The following is a 24,324-nucleotide window of genomic DNA, read 5'->3' as shown; positions in this document are numbered from 1 at the left end:
TGGGCGCGCACCGCTCAGGGACCATCGGGCACGTCCGCCAGCAGTCTGCCGGCTGCTGTGCCGACTTTGCGCACGGCATCCTCGATTTGTGCCGTTGGCTTGGCCGCGTAGTTCATGCGCAGGCAATTGCGGTACTTGCCTGACGCCGAAAAAATACTGCCGACGGCGATCTGTACTCCTTGATCATGAAGCATGCGGTTGAGCTTCAGCGTATCGAAACCTTCCGGCAGTTCGACCCAGAGCATGAAGCTGCCCCGGGGGCGACTGGCGCGGGTGCCCTGGGGAAAATATCGGCTCACCCAGTCGATCATTACGTCGCGATTTCGCTGGTATTGCCCACGCATCCTGCGCAAATGCGGCTCGAAATGGCCAGCCTTGAGAAATTCTGCAATGGCGATCTGGGGCTGCGGCGCGGTGGATCCGGTGCTGATGTATTTCATGTGCAGCACCCGTTCCAGATAGCGGCCGGGTGCAACCCAGCCCACTCGCAAGCCCGGCGCCAGGGTCTTGGAAAAAGAGCTGCAGAGCAGGACGCGACCGTCTTCGTCGAAGGACTTTATCGTGCGTGGGCGTGGGTAGGTGTAAGCCAGTTCGCCATACACATCGTCTTCGATAATCGCCACATCGAAACGCTGTGCCAAGGTCAACAAGGCGCGCTTGTTGGCCTCGGGCATGATGTAGCCCAGCGGGTTGTTGCAGCTAGGCGTCAACTGTATGGCCTTGATCGGCCATTGTTCCAACGCCAGCTCCAAGGCTTCCAGGCTGATGCCGGTGAGTGGGTCGGTGGGGATTTCCAAGGCTTTCATGCCCAGGCCTTTGAGCGTCTGCATGGCGCCGTGGAAGCTGGGAGAGTCCACCGCGACGATGTCCCCTTGCTCGCACGTGGCGCGAACGCTGACGGACAATGCTTCATGGCACCCGGTGGTGACGATCAGGTCGTTGGCGCCCAGTTGGCAGCCGGAATCCAGCGACAGCCGGGCGATCTGTTCGCGCAGTTCCAGATTGCCGTAGATATTGTCGTAATACAGGCCGGGCATGTCTTGTCGCCGGCTGATCTGCGCCAGGCTACGCAGCAAGGGTTTCATCGTCGGCGAGTGGATATCCGGCATGCCGCGGCCCAGTTGCACCACGTCCTTGCGCGGTATGGCGCGTATCAGTTCGAGCACCTGGTCCCATTGGGAAATGTCTACCGGGCGCTGGGCTGGACGGCCTACCGCTGGCAGGTCCGGCAGTTCCCGGCTGACCGGGACGAAATATCCGGACTTGGGTTTCGGAGTCGCCAGGCCGCTGTCTTCCAGCATGCGATAAGCCTGCTGGACCGTGCTCAGGCTCACCCCATGTTCGGAGCTCAAGGCACGCACCGACGGCAGCCGGTCACCGGGGCGGTAGAAGCCCTGTTCGATACGGGTGCCGAGCAGCTCGGCGAGATTCACGTACAGAGTCATGGTGCATTCTCGATGAAGTAGGAAAGCGACAACCCATACAGTTGTGGCACAAAACTTCGATTCAGTGTCGAAAATGCCCAATCTGTATGGTTATAAAAGGTATCGGTTGAATCTGTATTGCTTGTGGCTGTCCGCGCATCATGAAAGCTCTGGCTACCCAAGTAAACAGGAGCGATCAAAATGAACGGCTTGAGCGATGTGCGGCTGACGTTACACAGTCAGGAACTGGCGGCTGGGCAGGCGAAGGAGCTGCGCAGCGGGGACTTGCGCAATGCTCCGCCCGGCCTGAGTCGCTGGGGACTGTTCTGGCATCGTTTGCATACACGCAGAGCCTTGCTCGACCTGTCGACCGAACAGTTGCGTGACATCGGGCTGAGTCGGGAGCAGGCTCGGGCGGAAGGCCTGAAGCCGTTCTGGCGACTTTGAATCGATAGAAGCCTATGGCGCGGGAGCCAACTCCCTCGCCACAGTCACACCAGTTCTTTCAACCGATGCCACAACATCCCCAATGCCAGGAGTGGCGAGCGCAAATGCTTGCCGCCCGGGAACGTCATGTGCGGGACCTGGGCAAACAAATCGAAGCCACCTCCCTGCTGGCCACTGATCGCTTCGGCCAACAGTTTGCCCGCCAGGTGCGTGGCGTTTACTCCATGGCCGGAGTAGGCCTGGGCGTAATACACGTTCGGCTGGTCTTTGAGGCGACCGATCTGCGGCAGGCGATTGGCGCCGATGCCGATCATCCCGCCCCATTGATAGTCGATCTTCACGTCCGCTAGCTGAGGGAAAACCTTGAGCATTTTCGGACGCATGTAGGCGCCGATGTCCTGCGGATCGCGCCCGGAATAATGACAAGCCCCACCGAACAACAAGCGGCGATCCGCTGAAAGCCGGTAGTAATCCAGCGCCACCCGCTGATCACAAACCGCCATGTTCTGCGGTAATAGCGCACGTGCCTGAGTTTCGCCCAACGGCTCGGTAGCGATGATGTAGCTGCCGGCCGGCAGCACTTTGCCGCTCAATTGCTGGTTCAAGCCGTTGAGGTAGGCGTTGCAGCCCAGTACCAGCGTCTTGGCGCGGACCGAGCCGTGCTGGGTATGCACCTTCACTTCAGGGCCATAGTCGATGCGGGTGACGGCTGATCGTTCGAAGAGTCGAACCCCCAGTTGCTGGGCCGCCGCCGCTTCTCCCAGCGCCAGGTTGAGCGGATGCAGATGGCCCGAGCCCATGTCGATCAACCCGCCGACGTAGCGATCCGAACCGACAACGCTGTGCATCTCGTCAGCTTGCAGCAGCCGGGTCGTATGGCGATAACCCAGGCTGCGCAGCTCTTCGGCGTCTTCGGCAAAGCCCTCGAGGTCGCCAGGTTTGTTGGCGAGGTCGCAGTAACCCCAGGTCAGGTCGCAGGAAATCTGAAAACGCTCGACTCGCTGCCGGACGATTTCCACCGCCTCGAGCCCCATCAGTTTCATCTGACGAACACCGTCGGTGCCGACGACAGACGCGAACTGGTCGAGGCCGTGGCCAACGCCGCGAATCAACTGGCCGCCGTTGCGCCCGCTGGCGCCCCAGCCGATCCTGTGCGCTTCCAGCAGTGCCACGCTCATCCCGCGCTCGGCCAGTTCGATGGCCGTGTTCAACCCGGAGAACCCGCCGCCCACCACGCAGACGTCCGCGACCAGTTCGCCCTGCAACACCGGATGGTCCGGCTGCGGCAGGCTGCTGGCGGCGTAATAAGAGGCGGCGTGCGCGTGGCTCGGGACAGGTTGCTGAACACGGGCGTTCATGTGCGTAATCCTGATTGTTGTGTTTGAGAAATTTTACGGAGCATAAGCCGTGCTTTCCTCCGTCGGCAACACTGGTCGGCTGGCGGTGTCTGGCCTGCGGCTTTTAAGGCACAATCCAAGCCTGTCCAGACCCGGTAACCGCCTCGATGAGCTGCAACAGTCAAAAAATCCGCACGCTGCGTCAGCAGATTCCTACGTTTGAGTGCGTGCCGGGCTGTCACGACTGCTGCGGTCCGGTGACCACCTCGCCGGAGGAGATGGCGCGCCTGCCGCGCAAGACCCGCGCCGAGCAAGATGCCGCCATGGAGGCGCTCGACTGTGTGCACTTGGGGCCGAACGGTTGCACGGTGTATGACGAGCGGCCGCTGATCTGCAGGCTGTTTGGTACGACGGCGACCCTGCCGTGCCCCAATGGTCGACGTCCGGTGGAGTTGATCCATCCGCGTGTCGAGAAGCAGATTCATGAATACATGGCCAGCACCCGCCAGGTGCTGGTCTAGCGGCCTGGAGCCGGGCTCAATCCGGAATCGGCAGGTTCAGGCTCTCCTTCACTTCCTCCATCACGATATAGCTCTTGGACTCGCGCACGTGGGGCAATTTGAGCAGGATGTCGCCCAGCAGCTTGCGGTACGAGGCCATCTCGGAAATCCGCGCCTTCACCAGGTAATCGAAATCCCCCGACACCAGGTGACACTCCAGCACGTGAGGCAATTTCAGCACTGCGCGTCGGAATTCTTCGAAGGTGTCGCCGGACTTGTAGTCGAGGCTGATCTCGACGAACACCAGCAGGCTGCCCTTCAAGTGTTGCGGATTGAGCCGGGCGTTGTAGCCCATGATGATGCCTTCGCGCTCCAGGCGTCGGACCCGCTCGGTGCACGGCGTCGTGGAGAGGCCAACCTTTTCCCCCAACTCGGTGAAGGAAATTCGCCCGTCCGCCTGGAGGATGCGCAGGATGTTGCGGTCGATCTTGTCCAGCTCGCGTTTGGTCTGGGTATTGGTACGCACAGGTGATGCGCCTCCATGAAAACGGTTTTTGCCGAGAATTCTCGCCAAATATAGGTGTTTATATAGTGAAAAGCACTGGCTGATCTTTTTTACACTGCGCGCATCTAAGCTTTGTATAACAAACGTCAGCGGTTATCCGCGATGAGGGTTTCAACATGCGCGTTCTGGTCTTGGGTAGCGGCGTCATCGGTACCGTCAGTGCTTACTATCTGGCCCGTGCCGGGTTTGAAGTGGTGGTGGTCGACCGTCAGCCGGCGCCTGCCATGGAAACCAGCTTCGCCAACGCCGGGCAGGTGTCGCCAGGTTACGCCTCGCCTTGGGCCGCGCCGGGTGTGCCGCTCAAGGCCATCAAGTGGTTGCTGCAGCGTCACGCACCGCTGGCGATCAAGGCCACTGCCGACATTGATCAATATCTGTGGATGGCGCAGATGCTGCGCAATTGCACCGCCAGCCGCTATGCGATCAACAAGGAGCGCATGGTTCGCCTGTCCGAATACAGCCGTGACTGCCTCGACGAGTTGCGCGCCGAAACCGGCATTGCCTACGAAGGCCGCAGCCTCGGCACTACCCAACTGTTCCGCACCCAGGCCCAGCTCGATGGCGCGGCCAAGGACATCGCCGTGTTGAAGGAGTCCGGCGTACCCTTTGAAGTCCTCGATCGCGAAGGCATCGCCCGCGTCGAGCCGGCCTTGGCCAATGTCACCGACATCCTCGCCGGTGCGCTGCGCCTGCCCAACGACCAGACCGGCGACTGCCAGATGTTCACCACTCGCCTGGCGGAAATGGCCGTGAAGCTCGGCGTGCAATTCCGCTTTGACCAGAACATCGAGCGCCTGGATTTCGCCGGTGACCGTATCAACGGCGTGTGGATCGACGGCAAGCTGGAAACGGCCGACCGTTATGTCCTGGCCCTGGGCAGCTATTCGCCGCAACTGCTCAAGCCCCTCGGTATCCGCGCGCCGGTTTACCCGCTCAAGGGCTACTCGCTGACCGTGCCGATCACAGATCCGGCAATGGCACCGACCTCGACCATTCTCGACGAGACCTACAAGGTTGCGATCACCCGCTTCGACAACCGTATTCGCGTCGGTGGCATGGCGGAAATTGCCGGTTTTGACCTCTCGCTGAACCCGCGTCGGCGCGAAACCCTGGAGATGATCGTCAACGACCTTTATCCTCGGGGCGGAGACTTGGCCCAGGCCAGTTTCTGGACAGGCCTGCGCCCGACCACCCCGGACGGCACACCCATCGTGGGTGCTACCCCGTTCAAGAATTTGTTCCTGAACACCGGCCACGGCACCCTCGGTTGGACCATGGCTTGCGGTTCCGGTCGCCTGCTGGCGGACCTGATGGCGAAGAAAAAGCCGCAGATCAGCGCCGAAGGCCTCGATATTTCCCGTTATGGCAGCAAACCCCAGGAGTCCGCAAAACATGGCAATCCAGCGCCAGCTCACCAATGACCGCATGAGTCAGGTTGTCGTGCACAACGGCACCGTTTACCTGGCCGGACAGGTCGGCGACGACATGAGCGCCGGAGTCGAGCAGCAGACTCGCGAGGCTCTGGCCAATGTCGAGCGCCTGCTGGACCTGGCTGGGACCGACAAGCAACGCTTGCTGTCGGTGACCATCTACCTGAAGGACATCGATGCCCATTTCGCGGGCATGAACGCAATCTGGGACAAGTGGCTGCCCAAGGGCGTCGCCCCGGCGCGCGCCACGGTGGAGGCCAAGTTGTGCGAACCGCAGATCCTGGTGGAACTGTCCGTCGTGGCTGCGCTGCCCTGAAAGCTGGCGAAACTCTCCCTCTCCCGGCGCTGTTGATGGTTGAAGCCGTCAGCCCGCGCCGGTTTTTTTACTCATGACTGCCTAGAAGCCTGCCGCCATGCGTCCTGCCCGTGCCCTGATCGATCTCCAAGCCCTGCGTCACAACTATCAATTGGCCCGCGAAGTTACGGGGGCCAAGGCTCTTGCGGTCATCAAGGCCGACGCCTATGGGCACGGCGCGGTGCGCTGCGCCGAAGCCTTGCAAGATATGGCGGACGGCTTCGCGGTGGCGTGCATCGAAGAGGCCCTGGAGCTTCGGGCCGGTGGGATTCGCGGGCCCATCCTGCTGCTGGAAGGGTTTTTCGAGGCCGATGAGCTTGCCTTGATCGTCGAGCATGATTTGTGGTGCGTGGTGCATGCATTATGGCAACTCGAAGCGATCGAACGCGCGACGCTAAGCAAGCCGATCACGGTCTGGCTCAAGCTCGATTCGGGCATGCATCGGGTTGGATTGCACCCGAACGATTTCCAGCCGGCGTATCGGCGCCTGCTGGCCAGTGGCAAGGTGGCGAAGATTGTATTGATGAGCCACTTCGCCCGTGCCGATGAACTGCACGACACCAGCAGCCTTCAGCAACTGGCGGTCTTCGAGCAGGCCCGCCAGGGCTTGATGGCCGAGGTCAGTCTGCGCAACTCGCCGGCAGTGCTGGGCTGGCCGCAGATTCCCAGCGACTGGGTGCGGCCCGGCATCATGTTGTACGGCGCGACACCTTTCGAGGAGGCGAATGCCGTTGCTTCGCGCCTGCAACCGGTGATGACGCTGGAATCGAAAATCATCAGCGTGCGTGAACTTCCCGCCGGCGAGCCCGTGGGTTATGGTGCGCGCTTTGTCACGGCGCAACCGACCCGAGTCGGTGTGGTTGCCATGGGGTACGCCGACGGCTATCCGCGCCAGGCGCCCAACGGTACGCCGGTGATGGTGGACGGGCAGCCTAGCCAACTGGTCGGACGGGTATCGATGGACATGCTGGCCGTTGACTTGACCCATATTCCTCAAGCCGGGCTTGGCTCAACCGTGGAGCTGTGGGGCAAGAATGTCCTCGCCAGTGACGTGGCGAAGGCTGCCGACATGATTCCCTACCAGATTTTCTGCAACCTGCGGCGGGTGCCAAGGCTCTATTCCGAGGGCTGACACCCAGCGTGACCTACCGAAAGTCGCTTCACCGCACAGGATTCGGGCCAAGGTGTTGTAAATACTGAACGCTGTCGCCATGATAACGCTCACTTTACACACAACCTGATTCCCTGGAGGCTCCAGCATTGGACGTCGGTGAACGACTGCAATCCATTCGTAAACTCAAAGGCCTTTCCCAGCGTGAACTCGCCAAGCGCGCGGGCGTCACCAACAGCACCATTTCAATGATCGAGAAGAACAGCGTGAGCCCCTCGATCAGCTCGCTGCGCAAGGTCCTTGGCGGGATTCCCATGTCCATGGTCGAGTTTTTCTCCGAAGAAATCCTCCAGGAGAAACCGACCCAGATCGTCTACAAAGCCAACGAACTGATCGACATCTCCGACGGCGCCGTGACCATGAAACTGGTAGGCAGGGCGCACCCGAGCCGGGCGATTGCGTTTTTGAATGAAATCTATCCGCCTGGCGCCGACACCGGTGACGAGATGCTCACCCATGAAGGCGAGGAAACCGGAATCCTGGTGGAAGGGCGGCTGGAATTGGTCGTCGGTGCCGAAACCTTCGTGCTCGAGGCGGGCGACAGCTACTATTTCGAAAGCACCAAGCCACACCGTTTCCGTAATCCGTTCGACGTGCCGGCGCGACTGATCAGCGCAGCCACGCCGGCCAATTTCTAGACCAAGAGGCGCCAGGCCCGCACGGCATAGGCGCCCACCTGTTGGGCTGTCATGACAAACAAGACCCTTGTGACTTTGGGGTTGTTTCGAAGTGACAGGCTTACCGCTATACTTGCGCCCGCCTGCAAACCGTGGCCGCAGGCGTGACTAGCCACCATTGAGGGTGTACGCGTGAACCTAATTATGAAAATGCTGGCTGCACCAGCAACCGTATTGGCCCTATGGGCTGCGAGCGCTCAAGCGGCGCCCAACGATGAAATCGCCAAGCGCCTTGAACCCGTAGGCCAGGTTTGCGTCCAGGGCAAGGAATGCAAGGGAATGGAAGTGGCCACTGCGGCTGGCGGCGCTGGCGGTGCCAAGGCGCCAAAAGACGTGATTGCCAAGCATTGCAATGCTTGCCACGGCACGGGCTTGCTGGGCGCTCCAAAAATTGGCGACAAGGCAGCCTGGAAAGAACGCGCCGACCATCAAGGTGGTCTCGACGGCATCCTGGCCAAGGCCATCACCGGCGTTAACGCCATGCCGCCGAAAGGCACCTGCGCCGATTGCTCCGATGAAGAGCTCAAAGGCGCCATCAAAGAGATGTCTGGCCTGTAATACGCCCGCATCGCTCACAAAAAAGCCGCTTACGAGCGGCTTTTTTGCGCCTGGGATTTTTCAGGACTGTTCATCGCAACCAAGACCCGGCAAGCTCGGTCCAACCCACATTCATGGAATGTCCCGGAGGGTCGGATGGTGCAGTTGTGTTCAATCGAACAGGCGGTGGATGATGTGCTTGAGCGCCTGCCCACGCATATCCACCTCGGCATGCCCCTGGGGCTGGGCAAGCCCAACTTGTTCGCCAACGCGCTGTACCGGCGCATCGCGCAACTGCCCGAGCGACAACTGACCCTCTACACGGCGCTGAGCCTGGGCCGACCGAGCCTGGGCGATGGGTTGCAGAAGCGCTTCCTCGAACCCTTCGTCGAACGGGTCTTCGGCGATTATCCCGAACTCGATTACCTCGCCGACCTGCAGCGCGACAGCCTGCCGGCCAATATACGCGTCCAACAATTCTTCATGCAGCCCGGCAGCCTTCTGCACAGCGCGTCCGCCCAGCAGGACTATGTCAGCAGCAACTACAGCCACGCGGCCCGGGACATCAACGGGGCCGGCCTGAACCTGATCGCCCAACTGGTGGCGAGCGATCCCGAGCATCCGGATCGCTTGAGCCTGAGCTGCAACCCGGACATTACCCTGGATCTGTTGCCGATGATTGCCAAGCGGCGCGAGGCGGGGGAAACGATTCTCATGGTTGGCCAGGTCCATAGCGATTTGCCCTATATGCCTGGGGATGCGGAAATAGGCATCGACGACTTCGACTTGCTGATCGACGAAAAGGACAGCCACACGCTGTTCTCCACACCGAACATGCCGGTGGGTATCCAGGACCACCTGATCGGCCTGCACGCCAGTACCTTGGTGCGCGACGGCGGTACGTTGCAGATCGGCATCGGCTCCATGGGCGACGCATTGACGGCGGCACTGCTGGCGCGCCAAGCCGATAACGCCGGTTACCAGGCCCTGCTGGCAGATGTGAACCTCAGCCAGTGGGCGCAGTTGATCGAGCGTGAGGGCGGCGTCGAGCCATTCGCCAAGGGGCTGTATGGATGCAGTGAGATGTTCGTCAACGGTTTGCTGGTGCTGGCGGAGGCCGGGATCATCCGGCGCAAGGTCTATCCCGACGAGCCGACCCAGGCGCAGGCCAACGCCGGGACACTCGACGAGGCGGCGCAACCCGACGGCATTTGCATACACGGTGGGTTCTTCCTCGGTCCGAGCAGTTTCTACGAGCGTCTGCGGGAGCTGCCGCAGAGCCGTCTGCGTGAATTCAACATGACGCGCATCAGCTATATCAACGAGTTGTACGGCCAGGAGCAGCTCAAGCGCTTGCAGCGCATCGATGCACGCTTCATCAACACCGTCTTCACCATGACCTTGATGGGTGCCGGGGTGGCCGATCAATTGGAAGATGGGCGGGTACTCAGCGGCGTGGGCGGGCAGTACAACTTCGTTGCCCAGGGGCATGCGCTGGAAGGAGCGCGCTCGATCCTGCTGTTGCGCAGTTGGCGAGAGTCAGGAGGGGTGGTCAGTTCCAATATTGTCTGGGACTACGGGCACTGCACGATTCCCCGGCACCTGCGCGACATCGTGGTAACCGAGTACGGCATCGCCGACCTGCGGGGCAAGACCGACGCCGCGGTGATCGAGGCGTTGCTGAATATCAGCGACTCGCGCTTCCAGCCCGGGCTGATCGAGCAAGCGCAAAATGCTGGCAAGCTGCCGAAGGATTTTCGTCTCGATCCACGCTTTGCCGACAATACATCGGAGCGTTTGCAGGCGATCCAGGCACGGCATCCGAACCTGTTTCCCGAATATCCGCTGGGCTGCGATTTCGATGGGGTCGAGCGGGACTTGTTGCGGGCGCTGAACTGGCTCAAGAGCAAGTTCAAGCTCACCGAGATTCTGGAACTGGGCAAAGCCGCGCTGGATGCGCCGGAGCCCTGGGAGTTTGCCGGGCATCTGGAGCGGATGCAGTTGACGACCCCGGAAGGGCTGAAGGAGGAGTTGTACCAGCGGCTGCTGCTGGCGGGACTCAAGGCGACTGCACCTTAGCGGCCCGCAACTCCCCCAGGGTTGAACGGGGGATCAGTCGATAAAGGTCACGACCCCACCCGCCAACGACTTCACCCGAGCCAGCGACTCGACGCGATAGCCTTGGGCGTCCAGCTCCGCGCGGCCGCCCTGGAACGACTTCTCGATCACGATCCCCAGCCCGGCAACGGTGGCGCCGGCCTGCTTGATGATGGAGATCAGCGCCTGGGAGGCTTTGCCGTTGGCCAGGAAGTCATCAATGATCAATACCCGATCACTGCTGGTCAGGTGACGCGGGCTGATGGCAACGGTGCTTTCGGTCTTCTTGGTGAACGAATATACGGTGGCCGTCAGCAGGTTTTCCGTCAGGGTCAGGGACTGTTGCTTGCGAGCGAAGATCACCGGCACGCCAAGGTTCAGCCCGGTCATGATCGCCGGGGCAATGCCCGAGGCTTCGATGGTGACGATCTTGGTGATGCCCGAATCCTTGAACAGCGCGGCAAACTCATCGCCGATCAGCTTCATCAACTGCGGGTCGATCTGGTGGTTGAGAAACGCATCGACCTTCAGGACCTGGTCGGACAGCACGATGCCTAGCTCGCGGATTTTCTGGTGCAGGGCTTCCATGAAGCCTCCTCTGATGACGCGTTCAGCGCCTGGAATAGGTGAAAAATAGTCTAACGCTTCAACATCGCGCGTATATCCGCCAGGGCATTGTTGCCGCGAACGGCTTTGACTTCCGTCGGCGTGTCGTCGTTGCCTTCCCACGCCAGGTCGTCCGGCGGCAGCTCATCGAGGAAGCGGCTCGGGGCGCAGTCGATCACCTCGCCGTATTGCTTGCGCTTGGCGGCGAAGGTGAAGGCCAGCGTCTGGCGTGCCCGGGTAATGCCGACATAGGCCAGGCGCCGTTCTTCTTCGATGGTGTCGGCCTCGATGCTGGAGCGGTGCGGCAGGATTTCTTCTTCCATGCCCATGATGAACACGTAGGGAAATTCCAGGCCCTTGGAGGCATGCAGCGTCATCATCTGCACGCCCTCGGCGCCTTCTTCCTCTTCCTGTTGGCGTTCGAGCATGTCCCGCAACACGAGCTTGCCGATGGCGTCCTCGACGGTCATGTCGCCGTCTTCGTCTTTTTCCAGGGTGTTCTTCAACGCCTCGATCAGGAACCAGACGTTGCTCATGCGGTAGTCGGCGGCCTTGTCGCTGGAGCTGTTGGTGCGCAGCCAGTTCTCGTAGTCGATGTCCATGACCATGCTGCGCAGCGCCGAGATCGGATCTTCCCCGGCGCACTGCTCGCGGACCTTGTCCATGAAACGCTTGAAGCGCGCCAGGCGGTCGGTGAAGCGGCTGTCCAGGTGCTCGCCCAGGCCGATTTCGTCGGTGGCGGCGTACATCGAGATCTTGCGCTCGGTGGCGTAGTTGCCGAGTTTTTCAAGCGTGGTCGAACCGATTTCCCGGCGCGGCACGTTGATCACCCGCAGGAAGGCGTTGTCGTCGTCCGGGTTCACGATCAGGCGGAAGTAGGCCATCAGGTCCTTCACTTCCTGGCGACCGAAAAAGCTGTTGCCCCCCGACAGGCGATAGGGAACCTGGTGATGCTGCAATTTCAGCTCGATCAGCTTGGCCTGGTAGTTGCCGCGGTACAGGATCGCAAAGTCGCTGTACGGCCGGTCGGTGCGCAGGTGCAGGCTGAGGATTTCCATGGCCACGCGCTCGGCTTCGGCGTCTTCGTTGCGGCAACGGATCACGCGGATTTCATCGCCGTGCCCCATTTCGCTCCACAGTTGCTTTTCGAACTCGTGGGGGTTGTTGGAAATCAGCACGTTGGCGCAGCGCAGGATGCGACTGGTGGAGCGGTAGTTCTGCTCCAGCATCACCACTTTGAGCGAGGGATAGTCTTCCTTGAGCAACATGAGGTTTTCCGGCCGTGCGCCGCGCCACGCGTAGATCGACTGGTCATCGTCGCCCACCACGGTGAACTGGTTGCGTTTGCCGATCAGCAACTTCACCAGCAGATACTGGCTGGCGTTGGTGTCCTGGTATTCGTCCACGAGCAGGTAGCGGACCTTGTTCTGCCATTTCTCGAGGATGTCGGCGTGGTCCTGGAACAGCTTGACCGGCAACAGGATCAGGTCGTCGAAGTCCACCGCGTTGAACGCCTTGAGCGTGCGCTGGTAGTGGGCATAGACGATGGCGGCGGTCTGTTCTTTGGGGTTGCGGGCGTTTTCCAGGGCCTCGGGCGGCAGGATCAGGTCGTTTTTCCAGGCGCCGATCATGTTCTTGATCTCATCCACGCCGTCGTCGCCCGAGTACTCCTTCTGCATGATGTCGGTCATCAGGGCCTTGACGTCGGTCTCGTCGAAAATCGAGAAGCCCGGTTTGTAGCCCAGCCGCGCGTGTTCCTTGCGGATGATGTTCAGGCCCAGGTTGTGAAAGGTGCAGACCGTCAGGCCGCGGCCTTCGCCAGCGCGCAACAGGCCACCGACCCGCTCTTTCATTTCCCGGGCGGCCTTGTTGGTGAAGGTCATGGCGACGATGTATTGGGCGCGGATGCCGCAGTTCTGGATCAAATGCGCGATCTTGCGGGTGATCACGCTGGTCTTGCCGGAGCCTGCACCGGCGAGCACCAAAAGAGGGCCGCCGACATAGTTCACGGCTTCTTGCTGCCGGGGATTGAGTCGGGACATGACAGGGTTCAGGGAGTCGTTTGCGAAATGGGCCGGCATTTTAACAGGCTCTGAGAATTGTGCTGGCCTGTCCGACTTGTGACGCGGCACATCATTGCAATTGCCGCTTTTGTGACTTTCCCTCAGGATGCGGACAGAATTTAGGTCTAACGTTCGTTTTTGGGTGAATAAACCCTCAAAAGTGGGTGTTTGAGAACCATTGGCATTGGTGATTGACCATTGGCGCGTCATAATGCCCCGCGCCTACCACCTTGCAGAGTCTAGGGAGTCAGCTTGTCTACGCCTGTCGAACCCTTGCGTTTGCTGTTGTTGGCCGAAACGCCTGAGTGGTCAGCGATACTGCGCGAGTGCCTGGCGCCCTTGGGGCCCTCGGTCGTGTTGATCAGTGCCCCGAGCTGGGACTCGGTCAGCAGCCTGTTCGAGGACAACCGCAACGCGGTGCTGCTGACCGTTGCTACCCTGCAGCCGGGGCCGGGACGTTGTCGTCTGCCGACGGTTCTGTTGCTTGAGCACGAGCCTGCGGCGTCCCCGGATGGCGTCAGCGACTGGCTGGTGCGCGACACCCTCGACGAGGCGACGCTGCGCCGTTGCCTGCGCCACGTGCGCGAGCGAGGGGTGCTGGAAAACACCCTGCAACGGCTCGCCGAGCAGGACCCTTTGACCGGCATCGCCAACCGGCAGGGCTTCCAGACCTTGCTGGCGGCGCGCCTGGCTGAAAACGAAGGCCGTGGCCTGGCCCTCGGTCACCTGGATCTCGACAATTTCCGCCACGCCAATGACGCCCTCGGCCACCAGGCCGGCGATCGTTTGATTCTCCAAGTGGTCTCGCGGCTCAAGGGCGCGCTGGAGGCCGGCGATCAGTTGGCCCGGCTGGGGAGCGACGAGTTCGCCCTGTTGATCGACACCCGCCGCGCGCCCCAACGAGCGGAGTGGATGGCCGAACGCATCACCGAAGCCATGGCCGAACCCTACTGGGTGGACGGTGAAAGCCTGTTGATCGGTTGCAGCCTGGGCATTGCCCACGCCCGGGCGCAGGCCGGCGCGGACCCCTTGATGTGGCATGCCCATATTGCCATGCAGCAGGCCAAGAGCACCCAAGGCTGCACCTTTCACATCTTCAATGAGCGCATCAACCGCAATGCCCGCAGCCTCGCCGACCTGGAAAGCGAGCTGCGACGGGCATTGCGTCGTGATGAACTGGAATTGCATTACCAGCCTCGGCTGAACCTGGCCGATGGCACGATTGTCGGCCTCGAAGCCCTGGTGCGCTGGCGTCATGGCGAGCGCGGGTTGTTGCCGCCGAGTGAGTTCGTGCCGCTGGCCGAGCAAAGTGGCCTCATCGTGCCGTTGGGCTACTGGGTGATCTCCCGTGCCCTGCGCGATATGCAGGCCCTGCGCGAGCGCGGGCTGGCGCCGCTGCACATGGCGATCAACCTGTCGTTCCGGCAGTTCCAGGACAGCCAACTGCTGCCGACCCTGAGTCGACTGATTGCCGAACGCGGCGTCGAAGCCCAGTGGCTGGAATTCGAACTCACCGAAACTGCCGTCATGCGTCGCAGCGAACTGGTCAAGCAGACCATGGATGCCCTGGGACGCCTGGGGGTGCGGTTTTCCCTGGACGATTTCGGCACCGGGTTCTCTTCGTTCGTGCATCTCAACAGCCTGCCGATTGCGCTGCTCAAGATCGACAAGAGCTTCGTCGGCGGCATGGAACAGCGTGAGGAGAACCGCAAGCTGGTGCACGCGATGATCAACCTGGCCCATAACCTCAACCTCGAAGTGGTGGCCGAAGGCGTCGAGACCCGCGAGCAGTTGGACTTGCTGCGCGGTTTCGGATGCGATCAGGTGCAGGGGTTCCTGATCAGCAAGCCGTTGCCGCTGGTGGAGTTGGTGGAATACCTGACGTTCGAGGGTGACCAGCAATCGATGCTGGAAATCAGCTGACACAAACCCGGTGGGAGCGAGTTCATTTGGCCTGGATCGCTTCGAAGCTGCGCTGCCCCGGCTCGCTGAGAATCATCCGCTTCATCTTCCACTCAAATGCCAACGTCAGGCTCACCGCCGCGCAGGCCAGCCCCAGCGCCAGGCCCCACCAGACGCCGGTTGGGCCCCAGTGCAATTGGAAAGCCATCCACCACGCCGCCGGCGCGCCGATCAGCCAGTAGCAGCCCAGGCCGACCAGAAAGGTGGTCTTGGCGTCCTTCAGTCCGCGGATGCAGCCCATGGCAATGGTTTGCGTACCGTCGAACAGCTCGAACCACGCCGCCACGGCCAACAGGCTCACCGCCAGCTCGATGACCGGGCGGAACGCCGGGTCTTCATGGTCCAGGAACAGGCCGATCAACTGATTCGGCAGCAGCCAGAACACCATGGCAAACGCCAGCATGGCGGCCGCGCCAAAGCCGATCCCGACCCTCCCGGCCAGGCGCGCCATGAGCAATTGCCCGGCACCGTAATGCTGGCCGATGCGCATGGTGATGGCGTAGGACATGCCCGCCGGAACCATGAAGGCCACCGAGACGATCTGCAGGGCGATCTGGTGCGCCGCCAGCGGCGTGCTGCCCATGGTGCCCATGCACAGGGCAGCGAACGCGAACAGACCGACTTCCACTGCGTAAGTGCCGCCAATCGGCAGGCCCAGGCGCCACAGCTCCTTGAGGTATTGGCGGTTGGGCCGCGACAGCCCGGCAAGCAATGGGTAGGCACGATAGGCCGGGTGCCGATGAATGTGCCAGGCCAGCGCCAGTGCCATGCAGTTGGCGACGATGGCCGTGACCAGGCCGATTCCCATCAGGCCGAGCTTTGGCAGGCCGAACATGCCGGTGATGAGCGCATAGTTGAGCAGGAAGTTGGCCACCGTGCCGCCGAGGCTGATCACCATCACCGGCGTGGCCCGCCCGATGGCGCTGGTAAAGCCACGCAGCGCCATGAAGCTCAAATAACCGGGCAGCGCGAACGGCAGTGCCAGCAGAAACTGCCCGGCGGAAAGCACGTTGGTTTCGGTCTGGCCGAACATCAGCAGCACCGGCTTGAGATTCCACAGCAGCAGGCCGGCCACCAGCGCCATCAACCAGGCCAGCCATAATCCGGCTTGGGTCAGCCGGGTGGCGCCTTCGATGTCGCCGGCGCCCTGGCGGATCGCTACCAAGGTGCCCACCGCCGCGATCACGCCGATGCAGAAAATCGACACGAACGAATAGGTCGCCGCCCCAAGCCCGCCGCCCGCCAAGGCCTCGGGGCTCAGGCGAGCCATCATCAGGGTGTCGGTCAGCACCATCAACATGTGCGCCAACTGCGAAGCAATCAACGGCCCAGCCAGCCGCAGGATGGCCCAGAGTTCGGTACGCGCAGGATGCTGCATGATCATCACGCTCCATGTTCAAACAAGGCAGTAGAGCGACGATTCTCGGCCCTCCCGGCAGATTGCACAAAAGGATAAAAAAGATCGCTGGCATGATTAAAACTCATGCTTGACGGGTTTCTGGTAGGGTTTGCAAACCGCGTCTTGGAGCTTTTGCAATGTCTCGTCGTCTTCCTCCGCTTTATGCGCTACGGGCATTCGAGGCCGCCGCGCGCTACAGCTCGTTCACCCGCGCCGCCGAGGAGCTCTCGATCACCCAGAGCGCCGTCAGCCGGCACATCCGCACGTTGGAAGATCACTTTGCCTGTCGGCTGTTCCAGCGCAGCGGGCGCAACCTGCAACTGACCGAGGCGGCGCGCCTGCTGTTGCCGGGCGTGCGGGAAGGGTTCATGGCGCTGGAGCGGGCCTGCCACACGTTGCATGGCGAGGACGGCATCCTGCGGATGAAGGCGCCGTCGACCCTGACCATGCGCTGGCTGCTGGCGCGCCTGAGCCGCTTCCGTCATTTGCAACCCGGCAACGAAGTGCAACTGACGAGCGCCTGGATGGACGTCGATTCGGTGGATTTCAACACCGAGCCCTTCGACTGCGCGGTACTGCTGGGCAATGGGCATTTTCCTGCGGATTGGGAGGCCAGCTTGCTGTTCCCCGAGGAATTGATCCCGGTAGGCGCTCCGAATTTGCTCAATGATCAGCCTTGGGATGCGGCGCGATTGGCCAAGGCCGAGCTGTTGCACCCCACTCCGGATCGCCGGGACTGGCGCAATTGGTTGCAGCGCATGGGCTTGTCGGACAAGGTCTCGCTCAGGGGCGGGCAGGTGTTCGATACGTTGGAGCTGGGCATGATCGCGGCCGCGCGTGGCTACGGTGTGTCCATGGGGGATTTGTTGATGGTCGCCGAGGATGTGGCCCAGGGACGCTTGAGCCTGCCGTGGCCGACGGCCGTTGCCAGCGGCGAGCATTATTATTTGGTCTGGCCGAAAACCCGGCCCGGAGGGGAACGTCTGCGCAGGCTCAGCGACTTTCTTCAGGGCGAGGTCAAGGCCATGCAGCTACCCGAGGTCGAACGCCTGGGCTGAAACGATGAAGGTGCCGTGCTAGCCACTTGGTATTATTCCCTCCAAGGCGCTCAAGTATTCGGCATCCTGGCCGACTCCGTGAACATAGAACCTTCGTTCAGAAAGGGCCCATTCAATCCTCATCGAATCAAAATGCCGAGCGTGCGACGTGATCAGGACGATCCGGTCTCTCGGCCAGGAGCCGTCATGTCTCAACCCCGTGCCCGGATCGCCTCGCAGCTAGGCCTTGCCCTCGCCGTGATATTGGCGGTCGTGATCTCCGGCAGTACCGTCTTTGCCTTGCGTTCGCTGGACGCCGCAAACCTTTCCACCCGTGAAGAGCACTTGGCCAGCGAAGCGCGCCTGATGGCCGACCAGCTCAATACGTTCCACAGTACGTTGCGCGAAAGCACGCAGCGGCTGGCGGGGCTGTTCGAGAAGCGTTTCAGCGCAGGCTTGAGCGTGCACCCGGACCAGCCGGTGACGGTGGCGGGCGTGCAGACTCCTGGCTTGAGCCTGGGCAATGAAGTGCTGAACAACAACTTCAAGGAAGTTGATGAGTTCAAGGCGATGACCGCCGGGGTAGCCACGATATTCGTGCGCAGCGGTGACGATTTCATCCGCGTCAGTACATCGGTCAGCAAGCAGGACGGGACAAGGGCCATCGGCACTGTGCTCGACCGTGCCGGCCCGGCTTATGGCCCGGTGATCAGCGGCCAGAGCTATATCGGCCGAGCCTTGCTTTTCGGACGTTTCTACATGTCGCAGTACACCCCTGTACGCGACACCAGCGGCAAGATCATTGCGGTGCTGTATGTAGGATTCGATTACACCGATGCGCAGAATGCGCAATTCGAAAACCTCAAGCGGTTCCGCATCGGCCAGACCGGTTCGCTGGCGTTGTTGGACGAACAGAACAAATGGCTGGTGCCGCCGGCTGGCGTGCAGGCGCTCGACAACGCTACCGCCGCCATCACGGCGCTGATCAAGAAGCCGGGCAAGGGTGCCTTCTGGGCCGACACCGCGGAAGAATTCTACAGTGTCGCCGTGCCGTTCGAGGGCGGGCCTTGGGCCGTCGTGGCGAGCATGCCGAAAACCGAGATCAACGCAGTGACCTGGAGCGTCGGCACACAACTGGCGATCGGCAGCCTGCTGGCCATGTTGCTGGCGGTAGGCGCGGCGGTGTGGCTGTTGCGCAGCAAACTGGCTCCGCTCGGCGACTTGGTGCGTCAGGCCGAAGCATTGGGTGCCGGCGACCTGAGCGTGCGCCTGAATGTTTCGAGCCACGATGAAATCGGCCAACTGGCCCGTGCGTTCAACCAGATGAGCCACGCCTTGTCGACCATGGTCGAGCACATCCGCAAAGCTTCGCAAGAGGTCAATAGTCGTGCCCAGGCGCTGTCCGGATTGTCCAGCGGCGCGTACGAAGGGATGGAGCAGCAGTCCGGAGAAATCACCAGCATGGCCGGGGCAGTGGAAGAGTTCAGCGCCACCTCGCTGAACATCGCCGATAACATGGGCAATACCGAACGCCTGGCCCAGGACAATGCCCAGCAAACCCGGATCGGTCGGACCTCGATGGAGGAAGCATCGTCGTCCCTGGAGCAGATTGCTGGTGCCTTGAACAGCACTGCCACGGTCATCAACACACTGGGCCAGCGCTCCCAGGAAATCGGCGGCATCGTCGGTGTGATCACCTCGATTGCCGAGCAAACCAACCTGCTGGCGCTGAACGCCGCCATCGAAGCCGCCCGAGCCGGCGAACAAGGTCGTGGTTTTGCCGTCGTGGCCGACGAGGTTCGTAGCCTGGCCTCGCGCACTCGCCAGGCCACCGACGAAATTTCCGGGATGATCAACAGCATCCAGCAAGAAACCGGCAACGCCATCAGCACGATGGAGAAGGGCAATCTGCTCATGCAGGAAGGCTTGTCGCGTAACGCCAACGTGGCCTCGGCCCTGGCGCGAATCGATGAGCAAAGCCGCTCCGCCGGCCAGCAATTCGCTGCGATCACCACCGCGACCCAGGAACAAAGCAGCACCGCGACCCTGCTGAGCAGCAACTTGCAGAGCATTGCGATGGCCAACAGCGAACAGCGCGAAGTGGTGTCGAACCTGGCGATCACCGCCAAGGAACTTGAAAAACTGGCGCAGGACCTGCGCAAGGAAGTCGATCGGTTCCGCTGAAGTCCCATCCATAGCAAGCCAACCCGACCCCTGTGGTGAGGGGGCTTGCTCCCGCTGGCCTGCGAAGCAGGCCCCCGGGCCTTCTCCCGGCAGCCCCCAACGTCGAGGCTTGCGACCGCTGCGTAGTCGAGAGCAAGCAAGCTCCCTCGCCACGGGGTTTCGGGTTGTCTGGGCGAAAGGTCACCGCGAGCAGGCTCGCCCGCATAGAAACTCTCAAATCCTTACCCGCGGATTTTTTAAGGTGATTGCTGTTTTTCGGCTTGCTGAAACGTTTCTTCAAGTCTATAAAATCCGCACAACTCCAAGAAAAGGCCGTTTCCATGAATTCGCTCAAACTCTTCGTTGCCCTCGGCGCCATGGGCGCTGCTTCCCATGCGATGGCGTGGGATTACGTCCTGCTTGACACCGATAAGGCCGCCCAACCCTGGCAAATCACCAGCCAGCAACTCGGCGTGAAAACCGACAAGCCGTTTTCCGTGACGATGCGTACCCTCCATGGCGGTCGCCAGGAGGGCGTCAGCATCGTCGACATCGACAATGGCACCATGAAGCTCTCAGTCGTCCCCACCCGCGGCATGAACGTGTTGCAGGCTTCGGTCGGCGATGTACGCATGGGCTGGGATTCACCGGTCAAGGAAGTGGTCAATCCATCATTCATCGAACTTAACGGCCGAGGTGGCCTGGGCTGGCTCGAAGGCTTCAATGAACTGGTGACTCGCTGCGGCTACGAATGGGTAGGCCATCCGGGCATGGACAACGGCGAACTGCTCACTTTGCATGGGCGCGCCGCGAACATCCCGGCGAACAAGGTAACGTTGCACATCGATGAAAAACCTCCTTACGCCATCACGCTGCGCGGCGAGTTGAAGGAGCAGGCGTTCAAGAAGGTCGACTTCTCGGTCCAGACCGAGCTGGTCACCGAACCCGGTAGCGTGACCTTTGCCCTCAACGACACGCTGACCAACAATGGCGATTATCCAAAGGAATACCAGGCGCTCTACCACAGCAATTTCAGCACGCCGTTCCTGGAACAGGGGGCTCGCTTCGCAGCGCCGGTCAAACAGGTCTCGCCGTTCAATGACAAGGCCAAGGGTGACCTGAAGGATTGGACCACCTATCGAGCCCCTACCAAGGATTACGATGAAACCGTCTACAACGTCGTGCCTTACGCCGACGCCAAGGGCGATACGCTGACCGTGCTGCACAACAAGGCCGGAAGTCTCGGCGTGGCGGTGGGCTTCAACACCGGTACGCTTCCAGTGTTTTCCCTGTGGAAGAATACCGATACCCAAGGCCAGGGCTATGTGACCGGTCTGGAGCCTGGCACCAGCTTTTCCTATAACCGTCGCTACCAGCGTCCGCTGGGCCTGGTGCCTGGCATTGCACCGAAAGAGCGCAAGCAGTTCCAGATTCACTACAGCCTCCTGGCTGACAAGGGGGCTGTGGACAAGGCTCTGAAGCGCATCGATGACATCCAGGGCGATCGAAAAACCGAAGTGCGCGACACGCCGTTGGTGGACCTGAGCAAGCCGTGACCCTTTTCATGGCGTTGCGGGCCGGTATTGGAGGGCTTCGGCCAGGTGCTCGCGGCTGATTCGTTCCAATTGCTGAAGGTCGGCCAGGGTGCGGGCGACCTTCAGCAGGCGATGGGCGGCCCGTAGCGACAGGGTCAATCGTTCGCAGGCGGTTTCCAGCCATGCTTCGTCGGTCGGGGACAGTTTGCAATGACGGCGCAACCCCGACAGGTCGAGGAAGGCGTTGGCGCAGCCTTGGCGGGTTTGCTGGCGCTCACGGGCTTCGGCCACGCGCTCGGCTGCTGTGGCGGTATCGTCACCGGGTGCGCCCTTGGGATTCAGCGCCGTGGCTTCGCGCGCCACGGTCAGGTGCAGGTCGATACGGTCGAGCAGCGGACCGGACAGCTTGTTGCGATACCGCTGCACCATGTCCGGCGTGCAGCAGCAGCGGCCGCTGGGTTCGCCAAGATATCCACAGGGGCACGGGTTCATGGCCGCGACCAGTTGGAAGCGCGCTGGAAAGCGCACGCGATCCCGGGCACGCGACACCACGATGTGTCCCGACTCGAGGGGCTCCCTCAAGACTTCCAAGACCTTTCGGTCGAATTCCGGTAACTCATCCAGGAACAGTACGCCGTGGTGGGCGAGGGTGATCTCCCCCGGTTGCGGCTTCGACCCGCCACCCACCAGCGCCGGGCCGGATGCCGAATGATGTGGCTGGCGAAACGGCCGTTGCGGCCAATGGCTTAGCGGCACGCCACTGGCGACGGACTGTATCGCCGCGACTTCCAGGGCTTCGCTTTCGACCAGCGGCGGCAACAATCCCGGTAAACGGCTCGCCAGCAATGTCTTGCCTGTGCCCGGCGGGCCGCTGAACAACAAGTTGTGAGCCCCCGCCGCCGCGATCAGCAATGCGCGCTTGGCCCCAGCCTGGCCTTGCACTTCGCTGAGGTCGGGATAGGGTTTGCTGGCCGAGAGCAGCCCGTTGGACACGAAGGGCTCGACGGGGGTGTGGCCGTTGAAGTGCGCCACCGCTTCGAGCAGGTGGTCCACGGCAATCACTTTCAGCCCCGACGCCAGGCACGCTTCCTCGGCATTGGCCCGGGGCACCATCAGCATGCGTCCAGCCTTGCGCGCCGCCAGCGCTGCGGGGAGCACGCCGCGCACTGGTCGTACGGCACCGGACAAGGCCAGTTCGCCGAGGCACTCCACGTCGTCCAGCATCAAGGTCGGCACCTGCACGCTGGCCGACAGGATCCCCAGGGCAATCGCCAGGTCGAACCGGCCGCCGTCCTTGGGAAGATCTGCCGGCGCGAGGTTCAGGGTGATGCGCCGCGCTGGGAAATTGAGTCCCGAATTGATGATCGCGCTGCGCACCCGGTCCTTGCTTTCCTTCACCGCCGCTTCCGGCAAGCCGACCATCGTCAGCGACGGCAAGCCATTTGCGAGATGAACTTCAACGGTAACGGCAGGGGCTTCGACCCCCACTTGGGCGCGGCTATGGACGATGGCGAGCGACATGTAGCGTTCCTTGACTGTTGGAGGGCCGCGTCCTGCGGCCCTTGAAGATTAGTCCGGCGAAACTGAGCCGGGAGCTGGTTTCACGGCGAAATCTTCGCAGGATATTACCGGGGCGATGGCGTCATCCTGGGGCAAACAGTACGGAGGAGGGCTCTGCTACGCTGGATTTGTCCGCACGGCACTTGGCGGGATCACCGGCACAACGAGGAAGTGAAAATGAACGATCTGTTGGCGCTGTTGACCGACAAGCGCTTCATGCCCCACGGGCATTGCTATATGTGGCGTCCCGATCTGTTGTGGACCAACGTGATCGCCGATAGCCTGATCACCCTCAGCTATATCTCGATTCCGTTCACGCTCATCTACTTCATCAACAAGCGCAAGGACGTCCCGTTCGACTGGATGATCGCGGCGTTCGGGGTGTTTATCCTGGCCTGCGGAACCAGCCACATAATGGAAATCCTGACCATCTGGCACCCTTATTATTGGCTGTCGGCGCTGGTCAAGGTGATCACCGCCATTGCTTCGGTGATCACTGCCATCCTGTTGATCCGCCTGATACCCGCGGCCTTGAAAATCCCCAGCCCGCAGCAGTTGGCCAGGGTCAACGACGAGTTGCGCGAGGCGCAGGCTGAGCTGGTTACCACGGCTCGCCGGGCCGGCATGGCGGAAATTGCCACCAATGTGCTGCACAACGTAGGCAATGTGCTCAACAGCGTCAACGTTTCCGCCCAGGTTCTCTACGAGAAGGTGCACACGTCGAAGGGGCCGGGCGTGGCCAAGGTTGCCCAACTGATGAAAGAGCACCCCGACGATCTTGGCGATTTCATCAGCAGCGATCCGAAAGGGCGCGCGCTACCGGACTATCTGGACAAGCTGGCCGATGCGCTGGCAATCGAGCAGCAGGTCATGATCGCCGAGTTGGCGCAGTTGACCCGCCGAATCGATCACATCAAGGAAATCGTCGCCACCCAGCAGTCCTACGCCGGCAATGCCAGCGTCCTGGAGTCGGGTTCGCTACGAGAGCTGGTCGAGGATGTCGTGCGCATTTGCGATGTGTCCCTGGCCCGCCACCACATCACACTGATCAAGGAGTTCAGTGATGTCCCGCAAATGCCGCTGGACAAGCATCGAGTGCTGCAGATCCTGGTCAATCTGATCAACAACGCCAAGCAAGCGCTGGAGGCGGGTGCGAACCGGTCGCCGCAGATCATCCTGCGCCTGAGGGTCATTGACGATGGGCGCGTACGGGTCGAGGTCGAGGACAATGGCGAGGGAATTGCGCAAGACAATCTCGCGCGGGTGTTCGAGCACGGCTTCACCACGCGTGTCGACGGCCACGGCTTTGGTTTGCACAGTTGCATCCTGGCAGCGCACGAGTTGGGCGGCGATCTGACTGTCCGGAGCGCCGGGCCGGGCAGCGGCGCGCTGTTTATCCTGGAGCTGCCGCTGGCACTCACTCCGGACCAGGCTCAGCGGGTGGCGAGTGCTTGAGTGC

General features: G+C 61.6%; 20 protein-coding genes. 13 read left to right on the top strand and 7 right to left on the bottom strand.

Annotation, left to right across the window (positions count from 1 at the left end):
- Positions 1-14: 14 nt before the first annotated feature.
- Positions 15-1,445 (bottom strand): aminotransferase-like domain-containing protein, encoded by a 1,431-nt coding sequence (locus tag VQ575_RS26190; protein ID WP_039590141.1) that lies wholly within the window; start codon positions 1,443-1,445, stop codon positions 15-17.
- A gap of 180 nt (positions 1,446-1,625) precedes the next feature.
- Between VQ575_RS26190 and VQ575_RS26185 the strand changes: the two genes are divergently transcribed.
- Positions 1,626-1,871, top strand: coding sequence for a DUF1127 domain-containing protein (locus tag VQ575_RS26185; protein ID WP_039590144.1), 246 nt, complete (start codon positions 1,626-1,628; stop codon positions 1,869-1,871).
- 44 nt (positions 1,872-1,915) lie between these two features.
- Here VQ575_RS26185 and VQ575_RS26180 read toward each other — a convergent pair whose 3' ends face one another.
- Positions 1,916-3,229, bottom strand: a complete 1,314-nt coding sequence (locus VQ575_RS26180; RefSeq protein ID WP_198724537.1) for an NAD(P)/FAD-dependent oxidoreductase — start codon at positions 3,227-3,229, stop codon at positions 1,916-1,918.
- Between the two features lie 146 nt (positions 3,230-3,375).
- Between VQ575_RS26180 and VQ575_RS26175 the strand changes: the two genes are divergently transcribed.
- The gene (locus VQ575_RS26175; RefSeq protein ID WP_030138200.1) at positions 3,376-3,729 is read left to right on the top strand and encodes a YkgJ family cysteine cluster protein; all 354 of its coding nucleotides are present in this window, start codon (positions 3,376-3,378) and stop codon (positions 3,727-3,729) included.
- A gap of 16 nt (positions 3,730-3,745) precedes the next feature.
- Here VQ575_RS26175 and VQ575_RS26170 read toward each other — a convergent pair whose 3' ends face one another.
- On the bottom strand, positions 3,746-4,234 hold the full coding sequence (locus VQ575_RS26170) for an Lrp/AsnC ligand binding domain-containing protein (protein ID WP_003206849.1): 489 nt from the start codon (positions 4,232-4,234) through the stop codon (positions 3,746-3,748).
- A 155-nt stretch (positions 4,235-4,389) separates the two neighbouring features.
- Between VQ575_RS26170 and dadA the strand changes: the two genes are divergently transcribed.
- The 6 genes from dadA to VQ575_RS26140 all read left to right on the top strand — a co-directional run bounded on the left by dadA (position 4,390) and on the right by VQ575_RS26140 (position 10,522).
- Complete coding sequence (dadA, locus tag VQ575_RS26165) at positions 4,390-5,694, top strand: D-amino acid dehydrogenase (RefSeq protein WP_039590153.1); 1,305 nt, start codon at positions 4,390-4,392, stop codon at positions 5,692-5,694.
- The gene (locus VQ575_RS26160) at positions 5,666-6,019 is read left to right on the top strand and encodes a RidA family protein (RefSeq protein WP_045157285.1); all 354 of its coding nucleotides are present in this window, start codon (positions 5,666-5,668) and stop codon (positions 6,017-6,019) included. Before dadA ends, VQ575_RS26160 begins: the two co-directional genes overlap by 29 nt.
- A gap of 97 nt (positions 6,020-6,116) precedes the next feature.
- Positions 6,117-7,190 (top strand): alanine racemase, encoded by a 1,074-nt coding sequence (alr, locus tag VQ575_RS26155; RefSeq protein WP_039590157.1) that lies wholly within the window; start codon positions 6,117-6,119, stop codon positions 7,188-7,190.
- Positions 7,191-7,318: 128 nt separating this feature from the next.
- On the top strand, positions 7,319-7,867 hold the full coding sequence (locus VQ575_RS26150; RefSeq protein ID WP_030138196.1) for a cupin domain-containing protein: 549 nt from the start codon (positions 7,319-7,321) through the stop codon (positions 7,865-7,867).
- A 183-nt stretch (positions 7,868-8,050) separates the two neighbouring features.
- Complete coding sequence (locus VQ575_RS26145; protein WP_039590161.1) at positions 8,051-8,464, top strand: c-type cytochrome; 414 nt, start codon at positions 8,051-8,053, stop codon at positions 8,462-8,464.
- A gap of 135 nt (positions 8,465-8,599) precedes the next feature.
- On the top strand, positions 8,600-10,522 hold the full coding sequence (locus VQ575_RS26140; protein WP_039590163.1) for an acetyl-CoA hydrolase/transferase C-terminal domain-containing protein: 1,923 nt from the start codon (positions 8,600-8,602) through the stop codon (positions 10,520-10,522).
- A gap of 33 nt (positions 10,523-10,555) precedes the next feature.
- Here the strand turns inward: VQ575_RS26140 and VQ575_RS26135 are convergent, their stop codons facing one another.
- Positions 10,556-11,128: a xanthine phosphoribosyltransferase gene (locus VQ575_RS26135; protein ID WP_325918699.1), complete on the bottom strand. Its 573-nt coding sequence runs from the start codon at positions 11,126-11,128 to the stop codon at positions 10,556-10,558.
- A gap of 50 nt (positions 11,129-11,178) precedes the next feature.
- Entirely contained in the window at positions 11,179-13,188 is a 2,010-nt protein-coding gene (gene rep, locus VQ575_RS26130) for a DNA helicase Rep (protein ID WP_039590845.1), read from the bottom strand.
- Positions 13,189-13,461: 273 nt separating this feature from the next.
- Here rep and VQ575_RS26125 point away from each other — a divergent pair, with 273 nt between their 5' ends.
- Entirely contained in the window at positions 13,462-15,132 is a 1,671-nt protein-coding gene (locus VQ575_RS26125) for a putative bifunctional diguanylate cyclase/phosphodiesterase (RefSeq protein WP_039590166.1), read from the top strand.
- A gap of 22 nt (positions 15,133-15,154) precedes the next feature.
- Here VQ575_RS26125 and VQ575_RS26120 read toward each other — a convergent pair whose 3' ends face one another.
- Complete coding sequence (locus VQ575_RS26120) at positions 15,155-16,555, bottom strand: NorM family multidrug efflux MATE transporter (protein WP_039590168.1); 1,401 nt, start codon at positions 16,553-16,555, stop codon at positions 15,155-15,157.
- A gap of 152 nt (positions 16,556-16,707) precedes the next feature.
- On the opposite strand from VQ575_RS26120, the gene VQ575_RS26115 reads away from it, so the two are divergent.
- The 3 genes from VQ575_RS26115 to VQ575_RS26105 all read left to right on the top strand — a co-directional run bounded on the left by VQ575_RS26115 (position 16,708) and on the right by VQ575_RS26105 (position 21,326).
- Positions 16,708-17,628: a LysR substrate-binding domain-containing protein gene (locus VQ575_RS26115; RefSeq protein WP_039590170.1), complete on the top strand. Its 921-nt coding sequence runs from the start codon at positions 16,708-16,710 to the stop codon at positions 17,626-17,628.
- Positions 17,629-17,814: 186 nt separating this feature from the next.
- Complete coding sequence (locus VQ575_RS26110) at positions 17,815-19,791, top strand: methyl-accepting chemotaxis protein (RefSeq protein ID WP_039590172.1); 1,977 nt, start codon at positions 17,815-17,817, stop codon at positions 19,789-19,791.
- 320 nt (positions 19,792-20,111) lie between these two features.
- Positions 20,112-21,326, top strand: a complete 1,215-nt coding sequence (locus VQ575_RS26105) for an aldose 1-epimerase family protein (RefSeq protein ID WP_039590173.1) — start codon at positions 20,112-20,114, stop codon at positions 21,324-21,326.
- A 6-nt stretch (positions 21,327-21,332) separates the two neighbouring features.
- Here VQ575_RS26105 and VQ575_RS26100 read toward each other — a convergent pair whose 3' ends face one another.
- Positions 21,333-22,826: a YifB family Mg chelatase-like AAA ATPase gene (locus VQ575_RS26100; RefSeq protein ID WP_039590174.1), complete on the bottom strand. Its 1,494-nt coding sequence runs from the start codon at positions 22,824-22,826 to the stop codon at positions 21,333-21,335.
- A 216-nt stretch (positions 22,827-23,042) separates the two neighbouring features.
- On the opposite strand from VQ575_RS26100, the gene VQ575_RS26095 reads away from it, so the two are divergent.
- Entirely contained in the window at positions 23,043-24,320 is a 1,278-nt protein-coding gene (locus VQ575_RS26095) for a sensor histidine kinase (RefSeq protein ID WP_039590175.1), read from the top strand.
- The last annotated feature ends 4 nt before the right edge of the window (positions 24,321-24,324 follow it).

It is taken from the genome of Pseudomonas frederiksbergensis (genome assembly GCF_035751725.1).
Classification (GTDB): domain Bacteria; phylum Pseudomonadota; class Gammaproteobacteria; order Pseudomonadales; family Pseudomonadaceae; genus Aquipseudomonas; species Aquipseudomonas frederiksbergensis_A.
Note: the sequence above shows the minus strand (reverse complement) of the source record. Positions and strands in the feature narration are given on the sequence as shown.